Raw genomic sequence first — 14,821 nt, 5'->3', positions numbered from 1 at the left:
CTGGTTTGAGGAAGCAAGCACCTCCGATTTAAGTTGTTACTTGTTAATTTTTAATTGTCGCTCTCCTTTGGCTGTCACTTGTCACTTGCTAATTGCTAATTGTTAACTGCTAATTCTTAATTTCTAATTTCTGCTTTCCCCTCCTGTTCAAAGCTCCCAACTTTATATTTTTCGAGGTCTAATGACATAAGGTGCAGCCACTGCGCGGGCTAGGGCTGCGGAATCGGGCCCCGCCGAAGGGTTGTAAACTCCAGCCCAAACTGCAAACAGGTTACTTGCTAACTCCAAAATTTTTGCATCGCTGCCCGTTCCCCACAGGGAGGGTTCTCGGCCCTCGACTAGCGGCTGCGATTCAACCGCCGACAATACTTGTCGCCATTCTACAGGAATCGCAGCAGCGCCATTGTAGGCTCCTGACAAAGCTCCCGTCAAAGCGCAGGTGAGTTGTCCGGCTATCCCGCTACGGGCGGCCCGCACTACTGACAAGCGTAAGTCTTCTGGGGTGCTCAAGAAGCAGTAGAAAGCTAGGGCAATGGGAATAAAATTTCCTGGATTGACATTTGAGTGAGTTTCTGATTGTTTCTCGCCCTCTTCTGGTTTTCCTCGCAAAGCTGTGGCGCTTTTGCACAGGTGAGTGGTGGCTGTTTCTAAATCGGCTCCCTGTTCTAGTAGTATTTGCACTTGCCGCAGCAACTCGGTTAAGGCAGTATCTATGTTTAGGTAGGCAATGGTTTGTTCGATCGCTGTCCCGGGGTCAAGTCTTTGTTTGAGCGATCGGGCGATCGCATATCCTATAGCTAACACTGCTGTCTGCAACTGTGCCTTATTTTCGTTGGGCAAAACATCTGTCGCCAGCATGATTTTTTCTCGCAGCTTGGCCTTATTTTCGTGAAAAAACATCACGCATGGCAGCGCAGCAACCGCAGCTTCACAAGGGTTAAGCAGGCTTTGAAACTCTGTGTTTGGAGAATGGTATATTTCCGACTTTGCCAATACTTCCCAAGTATCGCGCCAATCTTTTAAATCTAAACCGTTACACCGAATTAAACTTTGAGCGCACGCTACTGCAAGTCTCCCGCATTCGGAATATTTGCCCCTGAGTATTTTGGTGTTGGGAGAATTCAAGGCTAATATTGCGCCATTCAGGGTAAATTGTTGGTGTTTTGTCAGTTGTAAAATCGGCTGCAAGTCTTCGGTTTGGGGGAGGATACCCGCTAGTTGCCTCTGGTATTGCAGGCCTATAGAGTCTCCTAAAACTGCCCCCAGGATGGTTCCTTGAAACTTGCTCAACAGGGAATGCCGCATTTGAATTTAACTCAAGTTGCTACTAATTGGTCAGTTGTCAGTGGTCATTGGTCAGTGGTCATTGGTCAGTGGTCAGTGGTCAGTGGTCAGTGGTCAGTGGTTATTATGGTTATTGGTTATTGGTTATTGGTTATTGGTTATTGGTTATTGGTTATTGGTTATTGGTTATTGGTTATTGGTTATTGGTTATTGGTTATTGGTTATTAGTTATTAGTTATTAGTTATTGGTTATTAGTTATTAGTTATTAGTTATTGGTTATTGGTTATTTTTTGCTTCGTCATTATTATTATTACCCATTACCCATTACCGATTCCCCATTACCCATTACCGATTCCCCATTACCCATTACCGATTCCCCATTACCCATTACCGATTCCCCATTACCCATTACCCATTACCGATTCCCCATTACCGATTCCCCATTACCCATTACCCATTACCGATTCCCCATTACCCATTACCCATTACCCATTACCGATTCCCCATTACCCATTACCGATTCCCCATTACCCATTACCGATTCCCCATTACCCATTACCCATTACCCATTACCCATTACCCATTACCCATTACCCATTACCCATTACCCATTACCCATTACCCATTACCCATTACCCATTACCCATTCTTCTGATTAATTTGAATTCAAGCCAAACATATAAGGGCTGGTTTTCCATCTAAAACCGGCCCTCATCCGATCTCGAAAATCGGTGAAATTTTAATTTTTAATCACATAACTAACTAGAGCTTGTAGCCCCAGCCGATAACTTTCTGAGCCAAAACCGCTGATTTGCCCGATCGCCACCGCCGCGATATACGAGTGGTGCCGAAAAGCTTCCCGTCGGTAAATATTGCTCAAATGAACTTCCACCGCAGGGATATTCACAGCGGCGATCGCGTCTCTAATTGCCACACTCGTATGAGTATAAGCTCCAGCATTAATCAACAAGCCTTGGTGCTGCCCTAACATTGAGTGAATTGCATCCACCAAAACCCCTTCATGATTCGACTGCTGAATAGAGACTTGCACCTGGAGGGCTTGCGCTTCTCGTTCTAGCAACTTGTTGATATCATTTAAAGTCGCAGAACCATAAACTCCAGGTTCTCGCTGACCCAATAGATTCAGATTAGGGCCGTGAAGTACCAGGATATTTAACAATTTTAAAAATTCCAGCGCAACAAAATTTATGAGATTTTTGAGAGTTTTGACTTGGGATTTAGAACCAGTCTTCAACCTCAAACCTCAAACCTCAGATTTCACATCTAGTCCCGACTACCGGCGATGCCTGGGTTGGTTGACTGGAATAGGAATCGGTTCGAGTTCCGGTTGAGCTTCTGGACTCAGCAGTCCTTCTATCAGCTTGCGAACCCATTCTTTAATTTGTTCCAGCACCTTTTCAATGTCTTCCATTGAACGGATAGCTCCTTTTTTTATAGTCTAGATTGGTGACGCTCCTACTCTGAATCAAAGATTACAGCGTAGGCATCTGAGTCCTGTTAAGGATATCGAGATCTTCCTTCGAGGTACTCCAAAATGTTTCTCTCGCTCGGCGTTTTATAGTGAGGAACACGTCCAGCCCCACTGTTTTTGCACTAGATCAAGGATTGTTTGTTCAGGCTGTGAAGATTTAAGAGTCCTACGGAATCGGTTAACCTTCTATCCTTCACAAACCTGGCTTTCATCCCACCCCAAATCAAAGATTAGGTCGTGGGGATTCCCGCCGAGCTAGCTAAACCGACGGCTAAATCCCTGAAAATAAGCAAGCACGACTTTGAAACCAAAGGTCAAACTTGCTTTCTCGCTTGCTGGTTGTTGGGAGCAACGCTTTTAAGCAAAGGAGAGAATCAGTGTATTTGCCAATCAGCCCTGTCTTATTATCATAACGAATCTTTACAGATAATCAATAGGCAAGGGGAAAATTACTGAAATATCTCGGACTGCAATTATTAAATAAAGCTTAAGCTTAAGGATGAGTATTGACAATTGACAAAGTGTTAGAGGTTTTCTACGCTTTTGCCAATAATAATTTACGCCGGAGCCGATCGAGCGCCGTACAACTACTCAGATTTCTAATCCAATCGCGAGTGCGGGCATAGCCGAAACGGTATTCAAAACTTTCAGTCTCGCCCTCGGGGCCCGCTAAACCGATATAAACCAGTCCGACAGGTTTAGCATCCGTGCCGCCTCCTGGGCCCGCGATGCCTGTAATGCTCAATCCCCAAGTGGTGTTGAGACTGGCGCGCACTCCCGCAGCCATTTGTTTTGCGACTTGCTGGCTGACTGCGCCAAATTCGGCTAAATCTTGGGGATTAACACCTAATAATCCTTCCTTAACCCGATCGTCATAGGAAATAATTCCACCCAAAAAGTACCTCGAACTGCCGGCAACACTGGTCAACATCGCTCCCAACCCTCCTCCCGTGCAGGATTCAGCCACACTAAGAGTTTCGCCAGCCAACAGCAACAATTTACCGACAGTCGAGGCGAGGGTATCGGTATCGGCACCGTAACAGTCTAAGTCAGTAATCAGTAGCAACTGTTGTTCGATCGGCTCAATTAACTTTTTAGCATCAGCTTCCGACTGGGCGCGGGCCGAAATCCGCAGTTTGACTTCGCCGTGATTGGCGTAGGGAGCAACAGTAGGATTAGTTAAACTCAGAAAATTATCTACTTTTTCCGCGAGTGCCGACTCAGCAATTCCCCAAAATTTCAACGTGCGACTGCAAATAGTTGCACTGCACCAGCCGTTATTTTTCAAGTAAGGAACGGCGATTTCTTGCCACATCAAGTGCATTTCCGCCGGTACCCCGGGAAATGTCATCACTGTGACATTGGGAACCGGCTGCCAAATAATCCCCGGTGCAGAACCTGTCCGGTTTGATAGAATGTCCGCACCTTCGGGAATTAAAGCTTGTTTGCGGTTGCTCTTGCTCATGGTGCGTCCCCGCTGAGCAAATTTTTGTTCGATATCGGCGATAATTTCCGGCCTTTCGATGAGGGGAACACCAAAATAATCGGCGATTGTTTCGACTGTGAGGTCGTCTGGTGTGGGGCCGAGGCCTCCGGTGAAGACCAAAAGTTGCGATCGACCTATAGCTATTTCTATCACCTGTTTAATGCGTTCTGGATTGTCTCCCACAACTGTTTGATAGTAGTGAGGGATGCCCAAACTCGCTAATTCTTTCGCTAAAAACTGGGCATTGCTATTAAGAATATCGCCTAACAGCAATTCAGTGCCAACACAAATAATTTCAGCAACCATTATTCTATTTTAGATTTTAGATTTTGGATTTTAGATTGGTTATTGGGCATTGGGCATTGGGCATTGGGCATTGGGAAGAAGGCCCGCGCAGGGCATTGGGCATTGGGCATTAATGATTGGTGATTGGTGATTCTTACTAACAAGTAACAACTAACAACTGTCAACTGTCAACTGTCAACTGTCAACTGTCAACTGTCTATCTTGCGTGCCTCCAAACTTTCCAGCTAGCGTATCCCAGCAAACTTGTAGCTCCCATAGCGTAAACTATGCCACTTGGAACTGAAAAAGCTAGGGCTAAACTTCCTACCCAAAGTGTCAGCGAGTAAATAAATAAAACCGCAAATCTATGGGATAGTCCGGCTTCTAGGAGTCGGTGGTGCAGGTGGCGTTTGTCAGCAATAAAGGGCGATTTGCCGTTACGGAGCCGATCGAGAATCACCGCCGACATATCTAAAATCGGTACAGCTAAAATTAAATATGGCAGTAACACAGAAGTAACAGCCGTAGTTTTAACTAACCCAATTACTCCCACTCCAGCGAGAGTAAACCCGATAAAATAAGCCCCGCCATCTCCCATAAAGATTTGAGCCGGATTGAAGTTGTAGCGTAGAAATCCCAAGGTGCCACCAGCTAAAGCCGCTGCAATTAGGGCCGCCGCCGGTTGGTGCATCGACAGACTGACAATCAGCATCACAACTGCTGCAATCCCCGAAACTCCGGCTGCTAAACCGTCCAAACCATCAATCCAGTTAATGGCGTTGGCCATACCGACGAGCCAAATCACGGTAATGGGCAAGCTCAGCCAGCCAAGATCCGTCAGTCCCAGGGAGGGAACTGTGAGAAACTCAATTTGTACGCCCGCGTACCAAGCGATGCTGGATACGCCAATTTGCATGAGCAAGCGTTTGATGGCTGAGAGCGAAAACAAGTCGTCTGCTAAACCGATGAGGAAGAATCCGATGCCGCCGAGGGTGACTCCCCAAACTTGGTATTCGTCTTTGGGATTGAGAACTTGTCCGCTAGCATCGATGAAGCCTCCACAGAGCCAGACAAATAACAGGGCAATCAGAGTGCCGAGAAAGATAGAGACTCCTCCCAAGCGTACCATGGGGCGCTGGTGGACTTTTCGCTCGCCTGGCCGATCGACTCGCCCGCTTTTGAGACCAATGGTTTTGACTATTGGCGTACTCCAGAGGACGACGCTCGCAGAAACCAGAAAAGCGAGTACATGATACAGATACTGGTGCGGCATCTGAAATTAATTTTAAATAGTGCGGGCAATTATACTGTCAGGCAGAGTCTACTACATTTCAGATGGCTTGTAACCAGGAAACATTTTTAAGAGCGACTGGGGGTTTGGGAGCCGGAGATTTGCCGGAGTGGAAGTTGCCAGGATGCGAATTGTCAGGTTTTTAAATGATTCCTCTCGAATTAATCGTCTTTCAATCGCAATGTTGATCGACTTTTTCGATATCCATACTTGCCAAGCGAGCTGAGTTGAGCGGTATCTTTCGCGATCGACAAATACCGTTAATCAAACCAGCGCCGCTCGACAAATATTTTTAGTAAAAACTGCCTTTCGCGATCGAGATTTTCGATAAAAACTGCTTGTCAAGATCGCAAGGAACAACTCTCAATCTTTTGTAGCTCTTTTACCTTTTTACCAGAAAGAATTGGTTGAAAGCCTCTCCTTGATCGGGAGAAATTAAAATCAGACTATTCATTACTCCCATCCTATTCCTTCTAGGTAGAGGTCGCTCTCCTTCGGTCAACTGTCAACTGTCAACTGTCAACTGTCAACTGAACCGTACACTTCCAACTACCAATTCCCCATTGCCGATCAGGAAAATTAAGCTAATGCCGGCACTTTCAAGAACAAGTGCGGGTATAACGGGAAGCGATCGCACAGTGCGGCTACTCGGCGCCGACATTCGGCGGCGACGCTTTCATCATCTGGATTTAGCAGTCGATCGGCAATAATATTACCAATCTCGGTAAATTCTGCTGTTCCCATTCCTCTTGTCGTCATCGCGGGCGAACCGAGTCTCAAACCGCTGGTGACAAAGGGCGATGCTGGATCGAAAGGCACCGTATTTTTATTAGCAGTAATATTCACACCGCTGACTAATTGGTCGGCTCGCTTGCCTGTCATGTTTGCCGATCGCAAATCTACTAGCATTAAGTGATTGTCGGTGCCGCCGGAAACGAGTTTTAAACCCCGCTGCTGCAACTGTGCAGCTAAAGCCCGCGCATTTTCAATTACTTGACCGGAATAAGTTTTAAATTCCGGTTTTAATGCTTCGCCGAAAGCTACAGCTTTGCCCGCAATCACGTGCTCTAAGGGGCCGCCTTGAGTGCCGGGAAATACTGATTTGTCGAACTTTTTGCCCAGTTCGGGGTCATTGGTCAAAATCAAGCCGCCACGGGGGCCGCGCAGGGTTTTGTGAGTGGTGGTGGTGACTGCGTGACAGTGGGCGAGGGGGCTGGGATGATGGCCTGTGGCGACTAATCCGGCAATGTGGGCGATGTCGGCGAGCAGGTAAGCTCCAATTTCGTCGGCGATCGCTCTAAACTTTTCAAAGTTGATAATTCGCGAATATGCCGAATAGCCGCAAATCAGCAATTTTGGTCGGTTTGCTTTAGCCTGTGCCAAAATTTCGTCGTAGTCGAGCTGTTCAGTTTCTTTGTTGACGCCGTAGTGAAAAGCTTTAAACCATTTACCGGATACATTAACCGGCGAACCGTGGGTCAAGTGTCCGCCGTGGGACAAATCCATGCCCATAATTCCGTCCCCTGGCTCTAGCAAGCTCAAAAATACTGCAAAGTTGGCTTGAGCGCCGGAGTGGGGCTGGACGTTGGCGTGGGCTGCGCCAAAGAGCTCTTTAGCGCGATCGATCGCGATTTGCTCGATGCCGTCAATAAATTCGCAGCCGCCGTAATAGCGTTTCGCTGGCAGCCCTTCGGCGTATTTATTGGTCAAAACAGAGCCTTGAGCTGCCATTACGGCTGCGGAGGTAAAGTTTTCGCTGGCGATCAGTTCTAGGTGATCTCGCTGCCGCTGGAGTTCTTGCCCGATTAAATCGGCAATTAGCGGATCGGTTTTGGAAAGGAAGTCTAAGTTAGTGTCCGTCATTCGATTTTAGATTTTAGATTTTGGATTTTGGATTGACCCCACGGCTCAAGTCGGGGGAAGAGAGGATTTGAGATTTTAGATGCAAGGATTGATTCCACGGCTCGATCCGGGGGCTTGTACCATCAAGAAATTCTTGGTCACAATAATCAACCTCTTCAGAAATTTGGGGATTGGGAATTGGGGATCTTGTACCATACTACGGATTTCGCACCATTGACATAAATATTACGTTGTGTTCAGGTTAAGCCGTTTGTCCCAAATTCCTGACATACAATGAAATTACTGGTGTGGAACCTGCCGGAGGTATCAAATGTTAGTCATTCTAATGGAAAATCAGATGCTTGCCCCTCAGTGTGTTTGCCAAAGTTGTGTGCTCGCCGATCGCACTGGCCAACCGCGCTGGAGCGGTGGAGAGCTTCGCTGCGGTCATCCAGTTGCCAAACCTACGGAAAATTTGCCCGATCGATACGAGTGTCAAATGGGCTTCGTCATTGCCAATATTAAATAATCATCGGGCATCGGGAATTGGCCAAACAGGGAATTTGGCGAAGCGAAGCGGAGGGATGGGGCATCGGGAATGGGGCATCGGGAATGGTGACTATTGAACCCGACTTGATATAAGTACCCATGAATCTACTCGGCTTGCTCGTGTGGGCAAATTCCGGGCGAGTCGGAACGCTTGCCTGCTGCTGCGTTATCCTGAATTTAATGCGAATTGATAGTTTATCGATCGACTCAGGAGAGTTCATTATGACTTGGCGCGGATCTACGACTGTTCCAGACCGGATTTTTGCTTCTTTGCCTTACTTGCTACCGCTGATTGACGGGCTTGCCTTTGGTAGGTTTCTGTTTACACAGTTTCCTGTCCTGCAACTGTTGTTGATACCGCTATCTCCATTGATGCAAATTTATAGTTTGCCCTTTGCTAGCTTGGTTATTTTCTTTGCCCTGTATTTAGGAGTAGTTAGAAACGAAAACATCAGTCACTTCATTCGTTTTAATGCGATGCAGGCGATTCTTTTAGACATTGTTTTGATGCTCTGCGGTTTGGTTTTGCCAATTTTTGCAAAAGGCTTCCAAGTCGCATTTATTGCAGAGACTCTGTATAATATGGTGTTTTTAGGCGCTTTAGCTGCATTTTTCTATGCAGTGGTTCAATCGGCTTTGGGACGCTATGCAGAGATTCCTCCCATTTCGGACGCTGTTTATATGCAGGTACGTTAGTAAGTAGTTATTGGTTATTTGTTGGTTGTTATTTGTTGGTTGTTATTTGTTGGTTGTTATTTGTTATTTATTCGGATCAAACCTAATAACCAATAACCAATAACCAATAACCAATAACTAATAACTAATAACCAATAACTACGATATTTTCAAGACTGCCGATGCCTTCAATTTCAATGCGGACTCGATCGCCTATTTGCAGCGGCCCAACTCCTTGGGGCGTTCCAGTCAGTATCACATCGCCGGGATTTAGGGTCATGATTTGACTGATGTAGGAGACGAGAAAGTCTGGGGAAAATACCATGCGATCGATCTGAGATGACTGTATAGGTCGATCGCTCCCATTGACAAAAGTCTGTAACTGTGCAGCAGGACTCAATTCGCGGACAATCCAAGGCCCCAAAGGACAAAACGTATCGAACCCTTTAGCCCTCGCCCACTGGTTGTCTCGCTTTTGCAAATCTCTGGCTGTTACGTCGTTGGCGATGGTATAACCCCAAATTTTGCCATGTGCTTGTTGGGGAGTGCAGTTGGTACAATGTTCGCCAATTACCAGGGCCAATTCTCCTTCGTAGTCTACCCTTTCCGACTGCTGCGGATAGCGAATTGCTCCACCTGCTGCGATGACAGCGCTGGGAGGCTTGAAAAACAGCAGCGGTTCTTCGGGTACTGGAGTTCCCATCTCGGCGGCGTGATCGACATAATTTTTGCCGACGGCTACAATTTTTGAGGGAGAGCACGGGGCGAGAATTTGGTAACTATCTGGTGCAAGTTCCAAATCAGTTGGTTGTCCTTTTAACCAGGGAGGTGCATCAAATACTTGAACGCTGCGGCTAAGTTGCAGCAAACCGTAATGGATGTGTCCTTGTGTTGTTTTAACTCGAACGTAGCGCTGGGCCATAATATTTTAGATTTTAGATTTTGGATTTTAGATTAAATAGGACTTTCAGTAGGATACATATAAACACGAATCTAGGGATAATTACTGAAAATTTATTGCTCGATCGACCTTTGGGATTTTTCCTGTATCATTTCTAACCCGCTTTCGGTGCAAACTCCGTGCAGCGCTTTGTCCCAGGAGTCTACTGGTAGCTGGGCTAGGAAGGCAAATTCAAAGATTGTGCCGATCGCAATTTTTGATTCCCACTCAGCTAAACTGAGCATTCGATCGTAATAGCCGCCGCCGTAGCCCAAGCGATAGCCGCGAACATCGCAACCTACAGCGGGTACAAGGATTAAATCTACTTCTGAGCGGTCTATTTTCGGAGCATCAGGCAGCGGTTCTAGGATGCCATAAGCTCCAGTATGTAAAGCATCTCCGGGCTGCCAGATGTGCCAGGATAGCTGTTTGCCGACACAGCGGGGAAATCCCCATTTTTTAGGGGTGGGAATCGCATTTGTGGGACAGGCATCTTGCCTGTCTCCAGAATTGAGCAGGCATCTTGCCTGCTCCACAGAAGATGTAAATAGGGGACTTAAATCTGGTTCTTGGCGAAAGCTAAAGTAGGCGAGGATTGTTTTTGCTTCCGTAAACAGGGGCGAGTTTTGCAGGTGGTTGCAGAGGATCTCGCTCTTTTGTCTCCATTCTGGTGCTGATAGGGATTTGCGGGTGTTCAGGAGCGATCGTCTTAATTCGGTTTTAGTTAATGAAGGTTGAGAAGTGTTCATCATACAGTCATAAAAAATCGTTGGTAGTGAGGACTTTAGTCCTTGAATTTTAAGGACTTGCATTCGGAACGATGGAACCAATCTTATTATGGTAGTTTGATTTGTCTAGGCTTTGCGATCGAGACGAATCGCTTGTTCTAAAGCAGTTTTTTCCCTGGCTCTGCGGGCGTAAGGCTGCAACTTAGCAGCATCCCAGCCAGTCAAAATCTGCATATCTTCCAAATTCATCCCCCGCATTAACATCTCCACGCACCAGGTTTGTTGAGTTTGTTCGATCGCGATCGCCTCTGCTTCAACACCAACCAATCCCGCAGTCATTTCTTCCCACAACTTGGCTAACTCATTTTCCGACAGCGGTTTTCCAGTTCGATTTAAAAACAAAGCTGATTCGCTGTCTTTGCGACTTTTCAACCACTGAGTTAGCGGATTGTTAGTATAAGAACCGTAGCGCTTGCCCAAAATCCACTGATTTACGGGAACTTGCCGCCCCAAACCTTGCGTGACTTGCAGCAGTTGTTGGCGAGAATCGCTAATGTGGTGCGATCGCCCCAAGCCAACAATCTCATTGGCACTCAATCCCGATCCAAACAAAACGTATGCTAAAGCATATTCTTGCATTCCCAGCTTTTTAGCCCGCTGCACAATGGCAGCGACTAAATTTGCTGGCAAATCCGACACATTTTCGCCAGCAGTTTTTTTGGTTGCTAACTCCGATTTGACTGCAAATTGATTTTGGGCCCGGCTGTCGCGAATTTTGGCGCCAAACCCGCCAAATGCGGGCAAAATCTCAGATTCCACCTGCCGGTTCGCACTCAGAAAAGTAACATTCTCCTGTTGTTCTCTTTGCGCCTTCGCGGTTACTCGATCGAACTCAACTTCAGACTGGAGGCGATCGGCAGACGAGACAGCCCCGTGCAAAAACAGCGCGAGCAAATTCTCCAAAAAATCCTCCCGATCCTGCCAAAGTTCGTGAAACTCGCTAGTAAACTCAATCACCGCGTATCCCAGCAACATTCCGTTGAGCAAACTAGCCAGCTTTTCGGCAGTCACATGGGCGTGCAACTGTTCGCGATCGATCGCAGCAGCAAAATATTCCGCTGCGTAGCGGTTGACTTCCGTAAAGCCTCTACCGAGCGCCGCACGGTTTTCTGCGGGGTACTGTCCCGCTTCGCCCACCACCGATCGCACGACTTCCGGAACCCGTTCCAGGGCCTCCAAACAGGCAATAGCGTAGTCTTTGAGCGCTTGGTGGATGCTGCTAGTCTGATTTGTGCGATCGACTAAACTTTCACCCAACTTAGTAAATACGGCAGCCTCTTCAATGACGGCCAAAAGCAAGCCGTGCTTGCTACCAAAATTCCGAAATAGCGTTACCTCATTAACTTCAGCTAATTCTGCAATTTGCTTGGTCGTAGTTTCGGTAACTCCCCTAGAGGCAAATAACTCTAGCGCTGCACCGATTAAACGCTGTCGAGTTGGATTCCGTTGAGCGGGCATAATAAATTGCAAGTAAGACTTGCACAAAAAGGAAACGCCTGTTAAGCTGAAGATGTAAGTGAAACTTGCACTTTCTGTTCCGCCTGTAATCGTATGCTTTCACAAGCGTCAGTTTTAACCAGTGTACAGGGAAGGCCGATCGATGTTTTGTCAGCAGATCGCCGTTATCTAAAATTAAGGACTTTCATGAATTGTAATTCCGTCGAAACTGCCCTTGAGGGCAAACAGCCGATCGCGTTTAACTGGACGACTGCGGCATTTTTTGGGGCAATACACGGCTTAGCTTTATTAGCCCCTTGGTTTTTTTCTTGGTATGCTTTAGGTGTAGCGATATTTCTGCACTGGCTGTTTGGCAGCATTGGCATTTGCTTGGGATATCACCGAATGTTAACTCACCGCAGTTTGCAAGTGCCTAAATGGCTAGAATATGCGATCGCCACAATGGGTGCTTTAGCATTACAAGGCGGGCCGATTTTTTGGGTTTCCGGACACCGCCAGCATCACCTCTACACAGAAGATAATAATAAAGATCCTTACTCCGCGCGGCGCGGTTTTTGGTGGAGTCACATGATGTGGATATTTTATCCGCACCAAGAGTTTTTTAATTACGAAACTTACAAACAGTACGCTCCCGATTTAGCGAAAGATCCTTTTTACCGCTGGTTAGATCGCAACTTTCTGATATTGCAACTTCCTGTAGGAATCTTGCTGTACCTAATTGGCGGCTGGTCATTTGTGATTTACGGCGTATTTCTCAGGGCAGTTTTGCTGTGGCACAGCACTTGGTTAATCAACTCTGCCAGCCACATGACAGGCTACCGCACATTCAAATCCCAAGACAATTCCCGCAACCTTTGGTGGGCAGCAATTCTTACTTACGGAGAAGGCTGGCACAACAACCATCACGCTTATCCGAACGTAGCAAAAGCCGGATGGAAATGGTGGGAAATTGACATGACTTGGTGGGCAATTAAAATTTTAAAAGTGCTGGGTTTAGCGAAGAAAGTTGTGCTACCACCGCCAATTGCTGCCAGTTCAAAGTTTTAATTATTAGTCGCGATGCAGGAACAGTAATTTAGTTAATAAACCCGGTTGATTTAATCAATTGGGTCGATCGGATTTTGGGTATTGCGACTTAGTTTACTATAACCTTATATCAAAAGCACTTTTTTGTCCTGGGTGCATCTGGGTTTGGCAAATATGTTTGTAGGGGCGAAGCATGACCGTAGTCAATATGGGATTATAACTAATAACTTATATGCGATCGCCCTAATTATTCTTCACTCAAACTATTTCCGAGGCTAAAAGCCTACCATCAACTCGCTCATATTCATCTTCCAGTAGCCACGAGTGAGCCTCATCGTAACTTGAACCTAAAAACAGCAGTTTATAATTAGCTGATGGATCGTAAATACAACACTTACTATTTTTGCCACCCACTAACATTAGAATCCGAGGCGGGAAAACAATCGGATCTACCCACAACTCGATAAATTCCCAATCAGTGATTTGTTCCACAAGGTTTTGTGCGGAAGATAACATGATAATTATCAGTTACTTTGACTGTTCAGGTAAGATATAATTTTGGGTACGATCGACAATCATGGGCTTTCTGTGAATGTTAATTTTGGATGATTTCAGTCAAAGTATTTCTATTATATCAAAACAGTTGAAAAACCTCGGTGTCAACTGTCAAATGCGGTGCCTCGATCGTAGTTGAATGGTCAACTGTCAACTGTCAACTGTCAATTAAGAGGGCGGGCACAGGGGCATCGCCCCTACCACAGATCGACTGTCAACTGTCAACTGTCAACTGTCAACTGTCAACTGTCAACTGTCAACTGTTTAAGCACTTTCCTGAATTAAATCTGCTTCCGCATCCCGTCGTCTGTTCATCCCTTTTTCAATGCTCGTTCCCAGCCAAATTCGTTTCATTTTGCGGATTTGTTCGGGAATTTTACTCACATTTTTTTTCGTAATTAAATCGCGAATAACACGCATTTCCACGCGGCGGTTTCCCTGCATACTCGTGCCGCGATTGAACACCAAACTTACCAATCCTCCTTGAACATCTGCCGGCAATTGTTCAAAACCGGGAAATGCTTCTTTTGTCAGATTGTAAAATTTAGGCACTGTGACAACATTAAAAACTTCCCATGCTAATTCCCAGGGAACAATGATGTCTCTAACACTAGCTAAACGTTCTTTTGCTGCATCCTCTGTCAACCCGCAGCACTTACTCAAACGCTGTTGCTCAACATCCCCTAATTTCTGCCAATCTTGGTTGAAAACTTCTACTGTGTTGTAACCTAGATCGTAACCGATGCCGATCGTAATTCCCGATGCTCCTTCCGGCCAAGTTGGACGCTGCAACAGCTTTTCGTAATATAGCCGCCCGCCGCCGACCTCGAATTCTAAGATTAGCTCGATCGCCCTGTATGATAAAAGTGACGATCCCAAAGGTTCCCCAGGGAACAAAGCAGCTAGCGTTTCCGGGCCCGCTATGCCGTTTGCCAAAAATTTTTGATTGGTTTGAAACTGTTTGAGGGATGCTTCTGTTTTTGGCCCAAACTTACCGTCAGCAGGGCCTGGATTCAACCCTAACTCCAGCAAGCGTTTTTGAAGTTTCACAACATCGGAACCCGATGCACCTAATTTTAGAGTTTGCACAACCTGTTTTCCTGTAATGCGATCGGCACAATAATTTTTGCTTGATATTGTACCACAACC

Annotated in this window: 17 protein-coding genes; 5 read left to right on the top strand and 12 right to left on the bottom strand. The window is 46.3% G+C overall.

From position 1 onward, the window contains the following. Nucleotides 1-162: 162 nt before the first annotated feature. Nucleotides 163-1,305 carry an ADP-ribosylglycohydrolase family protein gene (locus tag JGK36_RS08135; protein ID WP_293191011.1) on the bottom strand — a complete coding sequence of 381 codons (1,143 nt, stop codon included), beginning with the start codon at nucleotides 1,303-1,305 and terminating at the stop codon, nucleotides 163-165. On the opposite strand from JGK36_RS08135, the gene JGK36_RS08130 reads away from it, so the two are divergent. Beyond that, nucleotides 1,306-1,512 carry a hypothetical protein gene (locus JGK36_RS08130; RefSeq protein WP_367120246.1) on the top strand — a complete coding sequence of 69 codons (207 nt, stop codon included), beginning with the start codon at nucleotides 1,306-1,308 and terminating at the stop codon, nucleotides 1,510-1,512. Between the two features lie 63 nt (nucleotides 1,513-1,575). After that, nucleotides 1,576-1,944 (top strand): hypothetical protein, encoded by a 369-nt coding sequence (locus JGK36_RS08125; protein WP_293196674.1) that lies wholly within the window; start codon nucleotides 1,576-1,578, stop codon nucleotides 1,942-1,944. An 80-nt stretch (nucleotides 1,945-2,024) separates the two neighbouring features. Here the strand turns inward: JGK36_RS08125 and aroQ are convergent, their stop codons facing one another. The 5 genes from aroQ to glyA all read right to left on the bottom strand — a co-directional run bounded on the left by aroQ (nucleotide 2,025) and on the right by glyA (nucleotide 7,702). Beyond that, nucleotides 2,025-2,465, bottom strand: a complete 441-nt coding sequence (aroQ, locus tag JGK36_RS08120; RefSeq protein ID WP_293178224.1) for a type II 3-dehydroquinate dehydratase — start codon at nucleotides 2,463-2,465, stop codon at nucleotides 2,025-2,027. A gap of 114 nt (nucleotides 2,466-2,579) precedes the next feature. Then, on the bottom strand, nucleotides 2,580-2,717 hold the full coding sequence (locus tag JGK36_RS08115; protein ID WP_293178014.1) for a hypothetical protein: 138 nt from the start codon (nucleotides 2,715-2,717) through the stop codon (nucleotides 2,580-2,582). Between the two features lie 595 nt (nucleotides 2,718-3,312). Next, a complete protein-coding gene (locus tag JGK36_RS08110; RefSeq protein ID WP_293196673.1) occupies nucleotides 3,313-4,569 on the bottom strand; it encodes a competence/damage-inducible protein A in 1,257 nt (418 codons plus the stop codon). A gap of 196 nt (nucleotides 4,570-4,765) precedes the next feature. Continuing rightward, nucleotides 4,766-5,821: a glycosyltransferase family 4 protein gene (locus tag JGK36_RS08105; protein ID WP_293178008.1), complete on the bottom strand. Its 1,056-nt coding sequence runs from the start codon at nucleotides 5,819-5,821 to the stop codon at nucleotides 4,766-4,768. A 597-nt stretch (nucleotides 5,822-6,418) separates the two neighbouring features. Then, a complete protein-coding gene (glyA, locus tag JGK36_RS08100) occupies nucleotides 6,419-7,702 on the bottom strand; it encodes a serine hydroxymethyltransferase (RefSeq protein ID WP_293178005.1) in 1,284 nt (427 codons plus the stop codon). 310 nt (nucleotides 7,703-8,012) lie between these two features. Between glyA and JGK36_RS08095 the strand changes: the two genes are divergently transcribed. After that, a complete protein-coding gene (locus tag JGK36_RS08095) occupies nucleotides 8,013-8,210 on the top strand; it encodes a hypothetical protein (protein ID WP_293133771.1) in 198 nt (65 codons plus the stop codon). Here JGK36_RS08095 and JGK36_RS08090 read toward each other — a convergent pair. Then, nucleotides 8,203-8,451: a hypothetical protein gene (locus JGK36_RS08090; RefSeq protein ID WP_293178002.1), complete on the bottom strand. Its 249-nt coding sequence runs from the start codon at nucleotides 8,449-8,451 to the stop codon at nucleotides 8,203-8,205. The genes JGK36_RS08095 and JGK36_RS08090 overlap by 8 nt on opposite strands. Nucleotide 8,452: 1 nt before the next feature. On the opposite strand from JGK36_RS08090, the gene JGK36_RS08085 reads away from it, so the two are divergent. Next, a complete protein-coding gene (locus JGK36_RS08085) occupies nucleotides 8,453-8,926 on the top strand; it encodes a Tic20 family protein (RefSeq protein WP_293177999.1) in 474 nt (157 codons plus the stop codon). A 124-nt stretch (nucleotides 8,927-9,050) separates the two neighbouring features. Here the strand turns inward: JGK36_RS08085 and JGK36_RS08080 are convergent, their stop codons facing one another. From JGK36_RS08080 to JGK36_RS08070, 3 genes are all read right to left on the bottom strand, one after another. After that, nucleotides 9,051-9,827 (bottom strand): fumarylacetoacetate hydrolase family protein, encoded by a 777-nt coding sequence (locus tag JGK36_RS08080; RefSeq protein ID WP_293177996.1) that lies wholly within the window; start codon nucleotides 9,825-9,827, stop codon nucleotides 9,051-9,053. A 92-nt stretch (nucleotides 9,828-9,919) separates the two neighbouring features. Continuing rightward, a complete protein-coding gene (locus JGK36_RS08075) occupies nucleotides 9,920-10,594 on the bottom strand; it encodes a 5-formyltetrahydrofolate cyclo-ligase (protein ID WP_293178221.1) in 675 nt (224 codons plus the stop codon). A 105-nt stretch (nucleotides 10,595-10,699) separates the two neighbouring features. Further along, nucleotides 10,700-12,091, bottom strand: coding sequence for a TetR family transcriptional regulator (locus JGK36_RS08070; protein ID WP_293196672.1), 1,392 nt, complete (start codon nucleotides 12,089-12,091; stop codon nucleotides 10,700-10,702). Nucleotides 12,092-12,277: 186 nt separating this feature from the next. Between JGK36_RS08070 and JGK36_RS08065 the strand changes: the two genes are divergently transcribed. Then, nucleotides 12,278-13,138 carry a fatty acid desaturase gene (locus tag JGK36_RS08065; RefSeq protein WP_293196671.1) on the top strand — a complete coding sequence of 287 codons (861 nt, stop codon included), beginning with the start codon at nucleotides 12,278-12,280 and terminating at the stop codon, nucleotides 13,136-13,138. Nucleotides 13,139-13,375: 237 nt separating this feature from the next. On the opposite strand, the gene JGK36_RS08060 is transcribed toward JGK36_RS08065, so the two are convergent. Together JGK36_RS08060 and JGK36_RS08055 are read right to left on the bottom strand one after the other, a co-directional pair. After that, nucleotides 13,376-13,609 carry a hypothetical protein gene (locus tag JGK36_RS08060; RefSeq protein ID WP_293177987.1) on the bottom strand — a complete coding sequence of 78 codons (234 nt, stop codon included), beginning with the start codon at nucleotides 13,607-13,609 and terminating at the stop codon, nucleotides 13,376-13,378. 327 nt (nucleotides 13,610-13,936) lie between these two features. Next, a complete protein-coding gene (locus tag JGK36_RS08055; protein WP_293177984.1) occupies nucleotides 13,937-14,761 on the bottom strand; it encodes a peptidoglycan-binding protein in 825 nt (274 codons plus the stop codon). Nucleotides 14,762-14,821: the final 60 nt, after the last annotated feature.

The sequence above is a fragment of the Microcoleus sp. PH2017_35_SFW_U_B genome (genome assembly GCF_020737865.1).
Lineage (GTDB): Bacteria > Cyanobacteriota > Cyanobacteriia > Cyanobacteriales > Microcoleaceae > Microcoleus.
Note: the sequence above shows the minus strand (reverse complement) of the source record. Positions and strands in the feature narration are given on the sequence as shown.